We start from the raw sequence: 14980 nt of genomic DNA on the forward strand, positions 1-14980 counted from the left end.
CTGCGCCGGGGCCCCTCCTGAGCGCCGAGGCCCCCTTTGGATGACGCGCCTCAGAGGGGGCGCGGATAACCAGAGGGGGCCTCGGCGAGCAGGCAGAGGAGAGACTCAGATGACGCCCTGAGCCAGCATCGCCGTCGCGACCCGCTGGAAGCCGGCGATGTTCGCGCCGGTGACGTAGTCCCCGGGAACGTCGTACTTCTCGGCGGCCCGGAAAGCGGCGTCGTGGATGTCGGCCATGATCTCGCGCAGCTTGTTCTCGCTGTCGCCGAAGGTCCAGCGCTGCCGCGATGCGTTCTGGCTCATCTCGAGCGCAGAAGTGGCGACACCACCCGCGTTCGCGGCCTTGCCAGGCGCGAACAGCACGCCCGCCTTCTGGAATGCGGCGACGGCATCCGGAACGCAGGGCATGTTGGCGCCCTCGGAGACGGCGCGCACGCCGTTCGCGATGAGGGCCTCGGCGTCGGCCAGACTGACCTCGTTCTGCGTGGCGGAGGGCACCGCGATGTCGACCGGAACCTCCCACACACTGCCGCGCTCGACGAAGCGCGCGCTCGCGCGCCGGTTCGCGTACTCCACGATGCGGCCGCGCTCGACCTCTTTGATCTGGCGCAGCAGATCCAGGTCGATACCGGCGTCATCGACGATGTACCCCGAGGAATCGGATGCCGTGACCGCCGTCGCGCCGAGCTGAGTGGCCTTCTGGATGGCGTAGATCGCGACGTTTCCGGAACCGGAGATGCCGACGCGCTTGCCCTCGAGCGACTCGTTGTGAACGGCGAGCATCTCCTGAGCGAAGAACACCGCGCCGTAGCCGGTGGCCTCGGTGCGCACCTCGGCGCCACCCCAGCCGGTGCCCTTGCCGGTGAACATGCCCGACTCGTGACGGTTCGTGATCTTGCGGTACGAGCCGAACAGGTAGCCGATCTCGCGGCCGCCGACACCGATGTCGCCCGCGGGGACGTCGGTGTGCTCGCCGAGGTGACGGTACAGCTCGCTCATGAACGACTGGCAGAAGCGCATGACCTCGGCGTCGGAACGACCGTGCGGATCGAAGTCCGACCCGCCCTTCGCGCCACCGATGCCCTGACCGGTGAGCGCGTTCTTGAAGATCTGCTCGAAACCGAGGAACTTGATGATCGACAGGTTCACCGAAGGGTGGAAACGCAGTCCGCCCTTGTACGGGCCGAGCACCGACGAGAACTGGATGCGGTAGCCGCGGTTGACCTGCATCTTCCCTGCGTCGTCCACCCACGGCACGCGGAACATGATCTGGCGCTCGGGCTCCACGATCCGGTCCAGAATGCCGGCCTCGACGTACTCCGGGTGCTGCTCGAGCACGGGGGAGATCGTTCCGAGCACCTCGTGCACGGCCTGCTGGAACTCGGGTTCGTGCGGGCTGCGGGCGAGCACCGTGTCGAACACGGGCTGGACGGACGCGGTGAGCGGGTGGAATTCGGTGTGGGTTGCGGTCACGCGGGACGGCTTTCTGAAGAGTGTGGCTGAGGGGGCGATCGTGTCGCGCGAGAAGGCGTGCCGGGTCGGGCACGAGATTTCACCTTACCGCGCGTGTTTCCGTGATGCGCACGAGGCGGTGATCATCCGGTGTTCTGCAGGCCGGCGGCGACGCCGCTGACCGACAGCAGCAGCAGACGGCGCTGTTCGTCGTCGGCGCCCGACCCGGATGCTGCGGAGCGCAGCTCCCTCAGCGCACGCAGCTGCAGCAGCGACAGTGCGTCCACGTACGGGCTGCGCAGCGTCACCGCCCGCTGCAGGATCGGCTTGTTCTCGAGCAGCGCGTCGCCGCCGGTGAGGCGGATGACCCACTCCTTCGTCAGCGTGAGCTCGTCGAGCACCAGCTGTGCGAGATCATCGCGGTCGCCGAGCGCGAGATAGCGACGGGCGATGCGCTCGTCGGTCTTCGCGAGGCTCATCGCGACGTTGTCGATCATGGTGCGAAGCAGCGGCCAGTCGCGGTAGGCGTCCTTGAGCAGCGCCTCGTCGCCGACGCTCTCGAGCGCGGTTCCCAGACCGAACCAGCCGGCGAGGTTGATGCGCGCCTGCGTCCACGCGAACACCCATGGGATGGCGCGGAGGTCTTCGAGCGATTCCACCGAGAGGCCGCGGCGCGCTGGACGCGAACCGAGGGCGAGCAGCCCGATCTCCTCGAGAGGTGTCACGGTGGCGAACCAGGGCGCGAAGCCGTCGGCCTTCACCAGAGCGAAGAACTTCTCCCGGGAGGCCTCGTCCATCACCCGCGCGACGTCGGCGAAGCGTGCGGCTGCGCCGCTCGTGCGCTCCTCGACGCCAGGAGACGAGGCGAGCAGCGTCGCCGCGGCGACCTGATCGATGTGGCGCATCGCGATCGCCGGTTCGCCGTAGCGGGCGAAGATGGTCTCGCCCTGCTCGGTGAGCTTGAACCGACCGTCGACGGAGTGCGGCGGCTGCGCGAGGATCGCGGAGTTCGCGGGCCCGCCGCCTCGACCCAGCGCGCCGCCGCGCCCGTGGAAGAGTGTCAGAGCGATACCGGCGTCCTTCGCCCAGAGGGCGATCTTCTCCTGCGCCTCGTACAGCGCGAGGTTCGCGGCCACAGGGCCGACGTCCTTCGAGGAATCGGAGTAGCCGAGCATGACCTCGAGGCGATTGCCGGTGGCTGCCATGCGAGAGCGGAACTCGGGGAAGCTGACGACCTCAGCGAGGATGCCGGGAGCGGCCTGCAGGTCGGCGAACGTCTCGAACAGCGGCACGACGTCCAGTACCGGCACATCGTCACCGAGCGCATGCCGCGCGAGGCGGTGCACGTTGGCGAGGTCCTCGGCGGACTGCGTGAACGAGACGACGTAGCGTCCTGCCGCGCGCGGCCCGTAGGTGCGCTGGATGTCGGCGACCGCACGGAAGACGTCGAGGACCTCGAGCGTCTTCTCGCTGGGCTCCGCCCCGGCATCGAGCTCGGCGAGCGCCTCGCGGTGCACCTGCGAGTGCTGGCGCACTTCGAGCTCGGTGAGGTGGAACCCGTAGGTCTCGACCTGCCAGATCAGGTGCTGGACACCGCCGAATGCATGGCGGTTCGCCCCGGATGCCGCGAGCGAGGCCTGCACGGTGCGCAGGTCGGCGAGCAGCTGCTCGGGGTCCGTGTATGCGCCGTCCGCTCCCGAACGGGTGCGTGCGACCCGGTTCGCGAGTGCGAGCAGAACGCGGCGGTGCGGCTCTTCCGGAGAACGCGCGGCGATCTCGGCCCCGGCGTTCTCGTCGGTCTCGACGAAGGACTCCCACAGTGCGACCACTGCGGCGGAGGGCGGCGTGCCCTCGGCATCGAGAGTGAGGCCGCGGCCGATGCGCTCGACGGCCCGTTCGAGACCGCGCAGCACATGATCGGAGGCGATCTGCGCTGCTTCGCGCGTGACGGACGCCGTGACGAAGGGGTTGCCGTCGCGGTCGCCGCCGACCCACGAGCCGACCCGCACGAACGCGGGGACCACCGGAGCGCTCGCGCCGGAGTCGTCGCCGCGCAGAGCGTCGTCGATACGGCGATAGACGTGGGGGACGGTGGTGAACAGGGTCTCGTCGAACACAGACATGACCGTGCGCACCTCATCGGTGGGCGACGGCTTCTGAGCGCGCAGCGGCGCCGTGCGCCAGAGCGTGTCGACCTCCTCGAGCATGCGGCGGCGGGCCCTGTGCTGCTCCGCGCCGCCGTCGCTCGCGCTGTCGTGCTGCGTGAGCAGTTCGGAGAGACGGCGGATGCTGGCGGACACGGCGCGACGACGAGCCTCCGTCGGGTGCGCGGTGAACACCGGGTGGAACCGCAGGTCCTGCAGGCGACGAGTGGCCTCCTCGTCGCCGATCTCGCGTCGCAGTTGCGCGTACGCGGTCGCGACGGTGTCCGTGGCATCCTCCCGACCAGGCTGTCCTGCACGCTCGCGAAGGATGCGCACGCGCTGGTGCTCTTCGGCGAGGTTGACGAGATGGAAGTAGCACGTGAAGGCGCGGGCCACTTCGTCGGCTCGCTGGACGGTGAACGAATCCGCGATCGCCGATGCGCGTTCGAAGGCCTCGGCGCTCTCCTCGTCGTACGCCTGGATGGTCGCCAACCGCAGCCGCTCGACATCGTCGAACAGACCGGCGCTGCCGCACTCGCGCAGCACCTGTCCGAGCAGTGCGCCGAGCATGCGGACATCTGCGCGCATCTCGTCTGGGATCCCGCGTCCGGCTTCGAATCGACCGATGACGCGGATGGCCTCTGTGTTGGTGGGCTCAGGAGTCACCATTCGAGGTTATAGCCGTGCAGGAGGCGGTCATGACCACGTGACATCCGGTGGACCCGAGGCGGCGGATAGCATTGCTCCGATGGCCGACTCCCGAAATCTTCTTCGCACGCAGCAGTTCCCCGCAGTGCTCCTTCTTCTCGCGGCGGCGCTCGGACTCGTGCTCGCGAACACGCCGGCGTTCGGTCCGATCGACGCGGTGCTGGGGTTCCACATCGCGGTGCCCGGCACGTCGATCGACCTCTCGGTCGCGCACTGGATCTCGGACGGCCTGCTCGCGATCTTCTTCTTCGTGGTCGCGATGGAGCTGCAGTACGAACTCACCCGCGGCGAGTTGAACTCATTCCGAAAGGCTCTGCAGCCCTCGATCGCCGCTGCCGGCGGCGTGCTCGTGCCGATCATCATCTATCTGATCGTCGCCGGTGGCGAGCAGACCTCCTCGGGCTGGCCGATCCCGACGGCGACGGACATCGCCTTCGCGCTCGGTGTGCTCGCTGTTTTCGGCAAGGGGCTGCCCTCTGCGGTGCGGGTCTTCCTGCTCGCCCTGGCGATACTCGACGACATCATCGGCATCATCTTCATCGCGGTGCTCTTCGCCCACGACCTGAACTGGCTGTACCTCCTGCTGGCCATCGTCGGTGTCGTCGTGTTCGGCGCACTGTCACGGATCCTGCCCACCACGCACTCATGGCTGGTCGTCGTCGCGATGGTGATCGTGGGCGTCCTCGTCTGGGGCCTCATGATCTCGTCCGGCATCCACGCCACGATCGCGGGCGTGCTGCTGGGGCTGGCCATCGCGCAGTCCCCGGCGATGCCGACGCGACACGCGCTCGAGCCGTGGGTCAACGGCGCGATCCTGCCGATCTTCGCGTTCGCCGCCGCCTTCGTCGTGATCCCCGCGGTGTCGCCGTCCGAGCTCTCGCCGGCGTTCTTCGGCATCGCGATCGCCCTGCCGGTGGGCAAGATCATCGGCATCACGGTCTTCGGATGGCTCGCCATGAGGATCGGATCGAAGGACAAGGCTCCTGCCCTGACGATCACCGATCTGCTCGCCGCCGGCGCGCTCGGCGGCATCGGCTTCACGGTGTCGCTGCTGCTGGCGAACCTCGCCTTCGCGGATGATCCTGCCGTGCGCGACCAGGCGATCCTCGGCGTGCTGGTGGGCTCGCTGATCGCCCTGGTGCTGTCGGGCGTCGTCGTCTCATGGCGTGCCGCGTGGTACCGCCGCTCCACGACGACCGTCTCGTGACCATTTCGACGAGGAAGCACCATGACCGAGAATCCTGATCCGCTGCGCACCGCCGCCGAGACCATGCGCGCCGTACGCGAGAAGTGCCCGTGGTCGCAGCAGATCACGCATCGCGACCTCGTGCCGTACCTGATCGAGGAGTCGCACGAGCTCATCGACGCCGTCGAGGACGGCACGCGCGCCGACCTCCGTGAAGAACTGGGCGACCTGCTCTGGCAGGTGCTGTTCCATGCGGCGATCGCCGCACAGGATCCGGACGACCCGTTCGACATCGACGATGTGGCGCAGACGCTGACGGAGAAGATGGTGAGGCGGCATCCGCATGTCTTCGCCGAGGCGGTCGCGAACACGCCCGAAGAGGTGCTGGTGCACTGGAACGCCGCGAAGGCCGCCGAGAAGCGCTCGCGCACCAGCGTTCTCGACGGCGTACCGCACGGGATGCCGGCGCTCGCGCTCGCGCAGAAAGTGCTCGGCCGCGCCGCGCGGGTCGGAGCCGGCGACGATGTCGCGCTCGCCGCTCACGACGCCGCCGAGGTCGGGGCTGCGCCGGAATCCGAGGAGGAGCTCGGCGACCTGCTGCTGACGCTCGCGGCCACGGCCCGGGAGAACGGCTGGGATGCCGAGCGTGCGCTGCGCGAGCGCCTGCGCCTGCTCGAAGACGACGTGCGTGAGGCCGAAGCCGGCTGACGCGTCGCCGACTCGTCGGGAAAACCTGGACGATCCGGCGTGTCGACGGCGAGTCGAGCGCTGACACGCCGTCGACACGCCAGTCGGTCTGGGTTTTCCCAAACACGCCCCGTGGAGCGGCGATGGATGAGCATGCCGATCTGGAAACCTGCAAGACCTGGAAAGATGTACTCGTGGCTACTGTGAACGCGCCGCGCGGCATGCGCGACATCCTCCCCGCCGACAAGGCCCGCCGTGAGCGCGTGCTCTCCGTGATCCGCGAGCGCTACCTGGCGCACGGGTTCGACGAGATCGAGACGCCGGCGCTCGAGGAGTACTCGCGTCTGCATTCCGGCATGGGCGGCGACAACGAGAAGCTGGCCTACAACGTGCTGCGCCGCGGGATGGACGCCGACGCTGTCCGTGAAGGTGCCGACGACCCCGCCGCGCTGAGCGACCTCGGACTCCGCTACGACCTCACTGTGCCGCTCGCACGTTTCTTCGCGAGCAACCGCGGGCAGCTGCCGGGGGTCTTCCGTGCGATCCAGATCGGTCCCGTGTGGCGTGCCGAGCGGCCGCAGAAGGGTCGCTACCGGCAGTTCGTGCAGTGCGACATCGACATCATGGGCGACGACTCCTCGCGCGCCGAAGCCGAGCTGATGGTCGCTTCCCTGGATGCCGTGGACGCACTCGGCCTCGACGGCGCGAGCGTGCGCATCAACGACAGGCGAGTGCTCGAATGGATGCTGGATGCCTTCGGCTTCACAGCCGACGAGCGTCCTGGCGTGCTCATCACGATCGACAAGCTCGACAAGATCGGTCCCGACGGGATCGTCAAGGAACTCCGGGATCGGGATGCCACGGCATCCGCCGTCGACGCGTTCGAGACGTTCCTGCGTCGCCCGCAGACCATGGAGTTGCACCCGTTCGGCGAACGCCAGATCCGCAAGGCCCTCCCGGAGAACGCCCCGGACGAGATCGTCGACCACCTCGTCGGGATCGGCGAGGCCGTCGCGGCAGGACGGGGGATCGAGGGCGACATCCCGCTCGTCTTCGATCCGTTCCTGGTGCGCGGCATGGGCTACTACACCGGCACGATCTTCGAACTGGCGCACCCCTCAGTGCCGTACTCGCTGGGCGGTGGCGGCCGTTACGACGGCATGATCGGACGCTTCCTCGGCCAGCAGGTGCCTGCGGTCGGGTTCTCGCTGGGCTTCGAGCGCCTGGTCGACCTGGTCGAGCTCGGAGCGGATGCCGATGCGCAGGCCGTCGTGCTCGTGCATGACGCCGACGTGCCGGTGGCCGAGCTCGTCGCGCACAAGGCCGCGCTGGTCCGTTCGGGCTCGCGCGTGCGCCTGGAGCGCAGGGTCAAGAACTTCAAGGCACTGCTCGAGCGGTCAGCCGCCGATGGCTACACGGCCTTCGCGACGGTCTCCGCCGGCGCCGAGGTCGGATCGCTGGAGCTCAAGCCGCTGTCCTGAGCGCATCGGACGAGCCGCCGCTGCACAGTGCCGCCCGCTGCACACTGCCGCCCGCTGCACAGTGCCGCCCGCTGCACAGTGCCGCCCTCTGCACACCTGTCAGTCCGGATCACGGATGTCAGCCGAAACCGGGCGTTTTCCACTGACATCCGTGATTTCACCTGACAGGTGTGCGTACGTTCACACCGCGTTCATTCCCGCGCGGTGTGATGGTGACATGGCAGGGGTGCGCACCGCGATCGCCGTGGCGACGGCGGTGGCATCCGCGATCGTGCTGGGCGGACGGTCGTTGCTCGTCCACCAGGCCGCCGTCGCGCGGCGGCGCATAGGAAAGCCGCTCGGCGAGCAGTCCCTGGTCGCCGATCGGGTGTGGAAACGCGCACTCGACGGTCGACCGATCGAATTCCTGCTGCTGGGTGATTCGCTGGCGGCGGGCCTCGGCGCGGAGCATCGCAAGCAGACACTGGGCGGGCGCATCGCGAAAGGGCTGGCGAAGCGGATGCAGTCGCCCGTGCGGCTGCGCACGGGTGCGGTCGTCGGCTCGGAGTCGTCCGCGCTCTCCGGTCAGCTCGACGCCCTCCCCGAGGGGTACCGTGCCGACGTCGCGGTGATCGTGGTGGGTGGCAACGACGTCACGCATACGATCTCGCCGTCTGCGGCGGGCGAACGGCTGGAGCAGGCGATACTCCGGCTCAGGGCTGCGGGCACAGCCGTCGTCGTCGGCACCTGCCCCGATCTCGGCACGCTCCAGCCGGTGCCGCAGCCCCTGCGCGCTCTGCTGTCGAGGATGTCGCGCCGCCTCGCGCTGGAGCAGACCAAGGTCGCGTGGCGCACCGGCGCCGTCCCCGTCGATCTGCGACAGGTGCTGGGCCCGACCTTCCACGAGCAGTCGGAGGAGATGTTCAGCCTCGACCGGTTCCACCCCAGTGCCGCGGGCTACCGCGCCACTGCCGACGCGCTGCTGCCGGCGGTGGTCACGGCACTCGTCGCCGGAGCGGAACTCACCCCGCAGGCTGCTCCGCACTGAATGAGGCCGCCCACTCCTCGACGCGCCTGGCGCTCTCTTCGGGACTGAGGTCCTCGACGCGGCTCATCAGTGACCAGCGCACGCCGAAGGGATCGCGGATGCTCGCGAAGCGATCGCCCGAGACGAAATCGGACGGCGCCTCCCTCACGGTCGCTCCCGCGGCCTCCGCGCTCTCGCATACCGCGTCGACGTCGGATACGTACAGGCCGAGCGAATAGCAGTCGCCTTCACCCGCAGGCGGAGGTACGAGGTGGTAGTCCGGGCTGGGCTCGCCGAGCTGGAGCAGACCGAACCCGAAGTCGAGATCCGCATGGACGACGACTCCGCCCATCTCGGTGACGTCGATGACCGTCGCACCGAAGACATCGCGGTAGAACTCGATCGCGCCGGCTGCCCCGGGGATCGCGAGGAACGGGGTGAGGGAACTCGCGTTGTTCGGACGGCCGTTCGTGGTGTGAGTGCCTGTGAGGCCTGATGTGATGTTCATGCTTTCACGCTACGAAGCATGCCGGGGACGGCGCTTGGAGATTCACGACACGTTGTCGGATGCTGCGACTACGGTCAGAACATGATCGACGCTCGGCGGGGGATTCTGTATCCGGCGCGGATGCCGGAGTTCCACCGGCTCCCGCCGCCGGCAGAAGCCGCAGACCTCGTCGAATGGTTCTGGATCCCTGAGTGGAGCATCGAACCGGGTCGCACATCGCGCCAGCATGTCGTCGCCTATCCTGCACTCAATCTCGTCGTGGAGCCGGGCGGCGTCGAGCTCGTCGGCGCCTCCACTGTGGCGACGCATCGCGATCTGGTGGGCCGAGGATGGGCCGTGGGAGCGCTGCTGAAGCCGGCGTCCGTGGCAGCCCTCGTCGACGATCCGTCGGCGCTCCGTGACGATTCGACGACGTTCGAAGCTCCCGATCTGCTCGCCGCGGTGACGCAGGCGATGGAGACCGGCGATGGCCTGCATCGCGAGCGCGCGGCGCAGGTGTTCGCCGACTGGCTCGTCGAGCAGATCGGCCAGGTCGCACCGGCTGCTCATCAGGCGAACGAGATGGCGAGATTGCTGATGGCGGATGCCGCGATCACCAGCGCCGAGGACGCAGCGGCGCGCCTGTCGATGTCGTTGCGGACGCTGCAGCGCCTCGCGCACCGGCACGTGGGCCTGCCGCCCTCAGCGATGATCCGACGTCGACGGCTGCAGGAGGCAGCCCAGCGGGTGCGGGAACAGCCGGAGATCGACCTGTCCACGCTCGCCGCTGACCTCGGCTATGCCGATCACTCGCATCTCACGAACGACTTCCGCGCGGTGCTGGGTATGGCGCCGAGTGCTTACCGCTCGTCCTGAGCGCGCGCACGCGTGTCACTCAGCGACGCAGTGAGCGCAGCCGCAGCATCCGATACGCCACCCCGATGAGAACGACTCCCGTGCCGATCAACGATGCGAGGATCGGCAGCGTGTTGACGAGGACCAGGCAGCCGAGCACGCCGATCACCTGCAGCGCACGCGGGTAGCGCCGGGCCGCTCCCTTCTGCCGGAATGCCGAGGCGTTCGCGATCAGATAGTACAGCAGAACGCCGAACGACGAGAAGCCGATTGCGCCTCGCAGGTCGGCGAACAGCACGATGACGATCACGATCAGGGCGATCGCGATCTCGGCGCGCTGCGGCACCTTCCACCGCGGATGGACGGCGGCGAGGAAGCGCGGCAGGTCGGATTCCCTGGCCATCGCGAGGGTCGTGCGGCCGATTCCGGTGATCAGCGCCAGCAACGCGCCGAGGGATGCCGCCGCCGCGGCCACGCGCACGACAGGGGCGAGTGCCGTCCAACCGGCGGCATCGACCACCGCGGCGAGCGGCGCGGACGTGGAACCGGCATCCGCCCCGAGGGTGAGCATCACGACCACGGCGACGAGCGCGTAGACGACGACCGCACCGGACAGCGCGATCGCGATCGCGCGCGGGATGGTGCGCGCGGGATCGACGACCTCTTCGCCCATCGTGGCGATCCGTGCGTAGCCGGCGAATGCGAAGAACAGGAGCCCCGCGCCCTGCAGTACGCCGTAGGCGGTGAGGTCGGGGAGGGGAGCGGGAGCTGCGGTCGGCGATGCGGCGAAACCGCCGGCGACCACCACGGCCAGTCCGATCAGCGAGACGATCACGAGGATGCGGGTGAGCGCCGCTGTCCGTGTCACACCGAAGCAGTTCACCGTGGCGAGGCCGGCGACCGCGATGATCGCCACCGGCACCTGCCAGCCCTCCGGTGCGGCGTATGCCGCGAACGTCAACGCCATCGCGGCGCAGCTGGCGATCTTGCCGATCACGAAGCACCAGCCGGCGACGAAACCCCACCACGGGCCGATCTCCGCCCTGGCGTAGGCGTAGGTGCCGCCCGAGACGGGATGCACCGCCGCGAGCTGCGCGGACGAGGTCGCATTGCAGAACGCGACGACCGCGGCGATCGCGAGAGCCGCGAGCAGCCCCGAGCCGGCGACGTCGATCGCGGGTCCCCACACGGAGAACACACCTGCACCGATCATCGATCCCAGGCCGATGGCGACGGCATCGGTGAGCGTCAGGCGACGTGCGAGTTCCACTCGGTCATCGTGGCACGCGATGGTGAACGGATGGGGTTCAGGCCTGGCGCGCCGCCGTGACGCGCTTCTTCTCGCGGATATAGACCTCGCGGCGCACCCGCGCGACGACGTCGCCGTCACGGTCGGTGATCACGGTCTCGAACCACTCGAGAACCTTCGCGCCGCCCTCAGCGCGTTCGCGGAGTTCGGCCACCTTCTCCGGAGAGACGTGGAACTCCGCCGTCAGAACGCCGCGGCCCGGCTTCACGAACTCGATCTCCCCGCGGGTGTCCCAGACGACGTAGTCGCGCCCGAGCTGATGCATCACGAGCATGAAGAAGTACGGGTCGGTCATTGCCGACATCGAACCGCCGAACGCCGTCTTGACGTAGTTGCGGGTGATGACGTTCACGTGCAGCTCGACGGTGGCGTGCGTCCAGTCCTCGCTGAAGCGACGGATGCGGATGCCACTGAACAGATTCGGAGCCCACAGGCTCATGCCGGTGGCGAGGCGACGGGGAGTGATGCGCATGACGCCAGTGTCGCCCAGCCTGCTGCGGCGGACGAAGAGTCATGGAGGGTTGCGACAATTGTTCTATTTTGACTAGAATTAGGCTAATTGAACGAGAGGGTCGGATGTGCTGATCAGAATCGATGCGGAGAGTTCGAGACCGTTGTTCGAACAGGTCGCGTCCTCGGTGCGCGGCGACATCCTCGCCGGGCGCCTCGTCCCCGGTGATCGGCTGCCGTCGGCGCGAGAAGTGGCGGACGCCCTGGACATCAATCTGCACACTGTGCTGCGCGCGTACCAGCAGCTGCGCGACGAAGCGCTGATAGATCTGCGCCGTGGGAGAGGAGCGGTCGTGTCCGCTTCGGCCGCGCCGCTCGCCGAGCTGGCCGACGAGGTCGCCGCGCTCGTGCGCCGCGCCTCTTCCCTCGGGGTCTCACCCGCCACCCTCGCCGCCCTCGTCACGGAGATCGAATCATGAACACCACCGCCATCGCTCAAGACATCCGTCGCGCTCGTCGCGCGTTCCTTCTCGTCGGACTCGTGCTTCCGGTCGTGCTGACGGCGATCGCCGTGGGGTTCATCGTCGCCTGGTTGCCCGACCTTCCAGAGACGATCGTCACCCACTGGGGTCCGGAGGGCCCCAACGGCTACTCCAGCGCCGTGCTGTACGTCTGGGTCCAGGTCCTGCTGGGGCTGGGGATCCCTCTGCTGTTGACGCTGCCCATCCTGACGCTGATGAAGAACTCCTGGGGCGTCACGTGCCGGTTGCTCGCCGCGATCTCGGCGGGCACGTCGGCGCTGCTCTGCGTCGTCTTCGTCGGTTCCGTGGCGATGCAGCGCGAATCGATCAGCACCGGGCTGAGCATCGGGGCAGTGCTGGCGCTCGGGTTCGGGGCTCTCCTCGTGCTCGGGTTCATCGGCTGGTTCGTGCAACCGAGTGTGATCAGGTCGACGACGCAGGCGTCCGACGCGGCTTCGCCCGATCTGCGGCTCGCGCCGGGCGAGAAGGTCGCCTGGTTCGGGACGGCGGCGATGGGCAGGCCCGGCATCATCAGCCTTGTGGTGTCGGTGCTCATCCTCTGCGCCACCACGGTCTGGGTGTTCATGATCGGCGACGGCTCCTGGTGGATCCTCGCGATCGTCACGCTGCTGCTCGTCGCACTCATCGCGGTGACCCTCGTCTTCCGCGTGCGCGTCAACGCGGCGGGCCTGCGCGTGCGCTCCATCATCGGCTGGCCTCGGTGGAACGTCGCCGCATCGGAGATCACCGACATCCAGGTCGTGCAGGTCGATCCGATGGCGGAGTTCGGCGGATGGGGACTGCGCATCGCCGTCGACGGGCGCATGGGCATCGTGCTGCGCACCGGTGAGGCACTGCAGGTCACACGCAGCAGCGGGCGCGTGTTCGTCGTCACGATCGATGATGCCCGCACCGCGGCATCCGTTCTCACCACCGCCATGAAGGAGGCCCACTCATGACCCGCATCCGTCCCTCCGCCACGATCGCGTTCGTGCTGCTCGCCTGCACGCTGGCGTGGCTCGTCGCCCTGCCGATGTGGGTCGATCGCGGCCTCGCGCATCCGCTCTCGTCAGTGCTGATCTCCGTGATGATGTTCACGCCCGCGCTCGCTGTCGTGATCGTGATGCTCGTGATGAGGCCAGTGCCCGCGGGTGAGCGGTTGCGGTTCCTCGGCATATGGCCGCTGCGTCCGGCGAAGCGCGTGATCTGGATGACGGTGCTCGGCCTGTTCGGACCCATACTGCTCGTGGCGCTCAGTGTCGTCGTCGCCGCGCTGCTCGGGTGGGTTTCGGTTGACCTCGTCCATTTCTCGGGGTTCGCGGCGCAGCTCGAGGCGTCCCTTCCCGTCGGGGTGCCCGCTCCTCCCGTGATCGTCGTGATCCTGTCGCAGCTGGCGCTGCTCCCGATCGCCGCCGCCACGATCAATGCCGTGCTCGCGTTCGGCGAGGAGCTCGGTTGGCGGGGGTTCCTCGTGCCCGCCCTGCGCCAGTACGGCACCTGGCCGGCCCTGCTCGTCAGCGGTGCGATCTGGGGGCTGTGGCACGCGCCCGTGATCCTGCTGGGATACAACTTCGGCCGCACGGACATCACGGGGCTGCTCCTGATGACGGCAGGGTGCGTCGCGTGGGGTGTGCTGCTCGGGTGGCTGCGCTTGCGGTCGGCGTCGCTGTGGCCGGCAGTGTTCGCGCACGGTGCGATGAACGCCGCAGGCGGGATGATCATCTGGTTCCACGCGGCGGGGACGACCATCGACCCTGCGCTCGCCGGAATCCTGGGTGCCGCGGGCTGGATCACCTGTGCACTCGTCGTGGCGGTGCTGATCGTCACCGGTCAGTTCCGCAGGCAGCCCGAACTCGAGGGCGCCGTGGGGCGGATGCTGTCGGCACCCCGACGCGAGGTCGACTCGCGGTGACGCCCCACCGCGCGGCATCCGGCTATTGACGCCACCGGAGCGGGGGAGTTGGGTGGAGCCATGGCTGAATCGAACGCCGACAACTGGCGCCGCACCGACGAATACCTCGCCGAGACCCTCGTGGGGCATGACTCCGCGCTGGAGGCCGCGCTCGCCGCGCAGCGCGCCGCCGGGCTGCCGGACATCGAGGTGGCCCCGGTCAGCGGCAAGCTCCTGAACCTCGTCACGCGGATGTGCGGCGCGCGCAGAGTGCTCGAGATCGGCACTCTGGGCGGCTACTCCACGATCTGGCTCGCGAGGGCCGTCGGCGAGGACGGCACGGTGACGACGATCGAGGCGGAGCCGGGCAACGCGGCGATCGCTCGCGCCAGCATCGACGCTGCGGGAGTGGGCGAGCGCGTGGCGATCCGCATCGGTCGTGGCGCGGATGTGCTGCCGACGCTCGAGGGCTCCGAGCCGTTCGATCTCGTCTTCATCGACGCCGACAAGGAGTCGAACACGATCTATCTCGACTGGGCGGCCCGGCTCGGCCGTGCAGGCACCGTGATCGTTCTCGACAACATCGGGCGAGAAGGGGAGATCGTCCGAGACGACACCACCGACCCGCGTGTGATCGGCACCCGAGATGCGCTGCGGATGCTGGGGGAGGATCCCCGCTTCGATGCGACGGCGCTGCAGACCGTCGGTCTCAAGGGCTGGGATGGCGTCGCCCTTGCCGTCGTCGTCTGAACGACAGGTGTACTGACGCTTCATCGGACGTGAATATTCGCTCCTATGTGATC

General features: G+C 68.5%; 14 protein-coding genes. 9 read left to right on the top strand and 5 right to left on the bottom strand.

Translation table 11 applies throughout. The annotated features are described in order from the left end of the window. Positions 1–105: 105 nt before the first annotated feature. The gene (gdhA, locus tag ACYVG2_RS01475; protein WP_460779362.1) at positions 106–1473 is read right to left on the bottom strand and encodes an NADP-specific glutamate dehydrogenase; all 1368 of its coding nucleotides are present in this window, start codon (positions 1471–1473) and stop codon (positions 106–108) included. 122 nt (positions 1474–1595) lie between these two features. Further along, positions 1596–4184 (bottom strand): phosphoenolpyruvate carboxylase, encoded by a 2589-nt coding sequence (locus ACYVG2_RS01480; protein ID WP_460779917.1) that lies wholly within the window; start codon positions 4182–4184, stop codon positions 1596–1598. A 160-nt stretch (positions 4185–4344) separates the two neighbouring features. On the opposite strand from ACYVG2_RS01480, the gene nhaA reads away from it, so the two are divergent. From nhaA to ACYVG2_RS01500, 4 genes are all read left to right on the top strand, one after another. Next, positions 4345–5511, top strand: coding sequence for a Na+/H+ antiporter NhaA (gene nhaA, locus ACYVG2_RS01485; RefSeq protein WP_460779363.1), 1167 nt, complete (start codon positions 4345–4347; stop codon positions 5509–5511). A 21-nt stretch (positions 5512–5532) separates the two neighbouring features. Next, a complete protein-coding gene (locus ACYVG2_RS01490) occupies positions 5533–6198 on the top strand; it encodes a MazG family protein (RefSeq protein WP_460779364.1) in 666 nt (221 codons plus the stop codon). A gap of 200 nt (positions 6199–6398) precedes the next feature. Beyond that, positions 6399–7658, top strand: coding sequence for a histidine--tRNA ligase (locus ACYVG2_RS01495; RefSeq protein WP_460779918.1), 1260 nt, complete (start codon positions 6399–6401; stop codon positions 7656–7658). Positions 7659–7875: 217 nt separating this feature from the next. Continuing rightward, the gene (locus tag ACYVG2_RS01500) at positions 7876–8685 is read left to right on the top strand and encodes an SGNH/GDSL hydrolase family protein (RefSeq protein WP_460779365.1); all 810 of its coding nucleotides are present in this window, start codon (positions 7876–7878) and stop codon (positions 8683–8685) included. On the opposite strand, the gene ACYVG2_RS01505 is transcribed toward ACYVG2_RS01500, so the two are convergent. Further along, positions 8660–9172: a VOC family protein gene (locus ACYVG2_RS01505; RefSeq protein ID WP_460779366.1), complete on the bottom strand. Its 513-nt coding sequence runs from the start codon at positions 9170–9172 to the stop codon at positions 8660–8662. The genes ACYVG2_RS01500 and ACYVG2_RS01505 overlap by 26 nt on opposite strands. Positions 9173–9253: 81 nt before the next feature. Here ACYVG2_RS01505 and ACYVG2_RS01510 point away from each other — a divergent pair, with 81 nt between their 5' ends. Beyond that, on the top strand, positions 9254–10027 hold the full coding sequence (locus ACYVG2_RS01510; protein ID WP_460779367.1) for an AraC family transcriptional regulator: 774 nt from the start codon (positions 9254–9256) through the stop codon (positions 10025–10027). A gap of 19 nt (positions 10028–10046) precedes the next feature. Here ACYVG2_RS01510 and ACYVG2_RS01515 read toward each other — a convergent pair whose 3' ends face one another. Both ACYVG2_RS01515 and ACYVG2_RS01520 read right to left on the bottom strand, forming a co-directional pair. After that, positions 10047–11276, bottom strand: a complete 1230-nt coding sequence (locus ACYVG2_RS01515) for an APC family permease (protein WP_460779368.1) — start codon at positions 11274–11276, stop codon at positions 10047–10049. Between the two features lie 37 nt (positions 11277–11313). Beyond that, positions 11314–11787, bottom strand: coding sequence for a DUF4442 domain-containing protein (locus tag ACYVG2_RS01520; RefSeq protein WP_460779369.1), 474 nt, complete (start codon positions 11785–11787; stop codon positions 11314–11316). 106 nt (positions 11788–11893) lie between these two features. Here ACYVG2_RS01520 and ACYVG2_RS01525 point away from each other — a divergent pair, with 106 nt between their 5' ends. The 4 genes from ACYVG2_RS01525 to ACYVG2_RS01540 are packed head-to-tail and all read left to right on the top strand — an operon-like array spanning position 11894 to position 14927. After that, positions 11894–12244: a GntR family transcriptional regulator gene (locus ACYVG2_RS01525; RefSeq protein WP_460779370.1), complete on the top strand. Its 351-nt coding sequence runs from the start codon at positions 11894–11896 to the stop codon at positions 12242–12244. After that, on the top strand, positions 12241–13245 hold the full coding sequence (locus ACYVG2_RS01530) for a DUF1648 domain-containing protein (protein ID WP_460779371.1): 1005 nt from the start codon (positions 12241–12243) through the stop codon (positions 13243–13245). The genes ACYVG2_RS01525 and ACYVG2_RS01530 overlap by 4 nt, the downstream gene beginning before the upstream one ends. Next, positions 13242–14198 (top strand): lysostaphin resistance A-like protein, encoded by a 957-nt coding sequence (locus ACYVG2_RS01535; RefSeq protein WP_460779372.1) that lies wholly within the window; start codon positions 13242–13244, stop codon positions 14196–14198. Before ACYVG2_RS01530 ends, ACYVG2_RS01535 begins: the two co-directional genes overlap by 4 nt. A gap of 60 nt (positions 14199–14258) precedes the next feature. Then, on the top strand, positions 14259–14927 hold the full coding sequence (locus tag ACYVG2_RS01540) for an O-methyltransferase (protein ID WP_460779373.1): 669 nt from the start codon (positions 14259–14261) through the stop codon (positions 14925–14927). The last annotated feature ends 53 nt before the right edge of the window (positions 14928–14980 follow it).

The organism is Microbacterium shaanxiense (assembly GCF_054779995.1).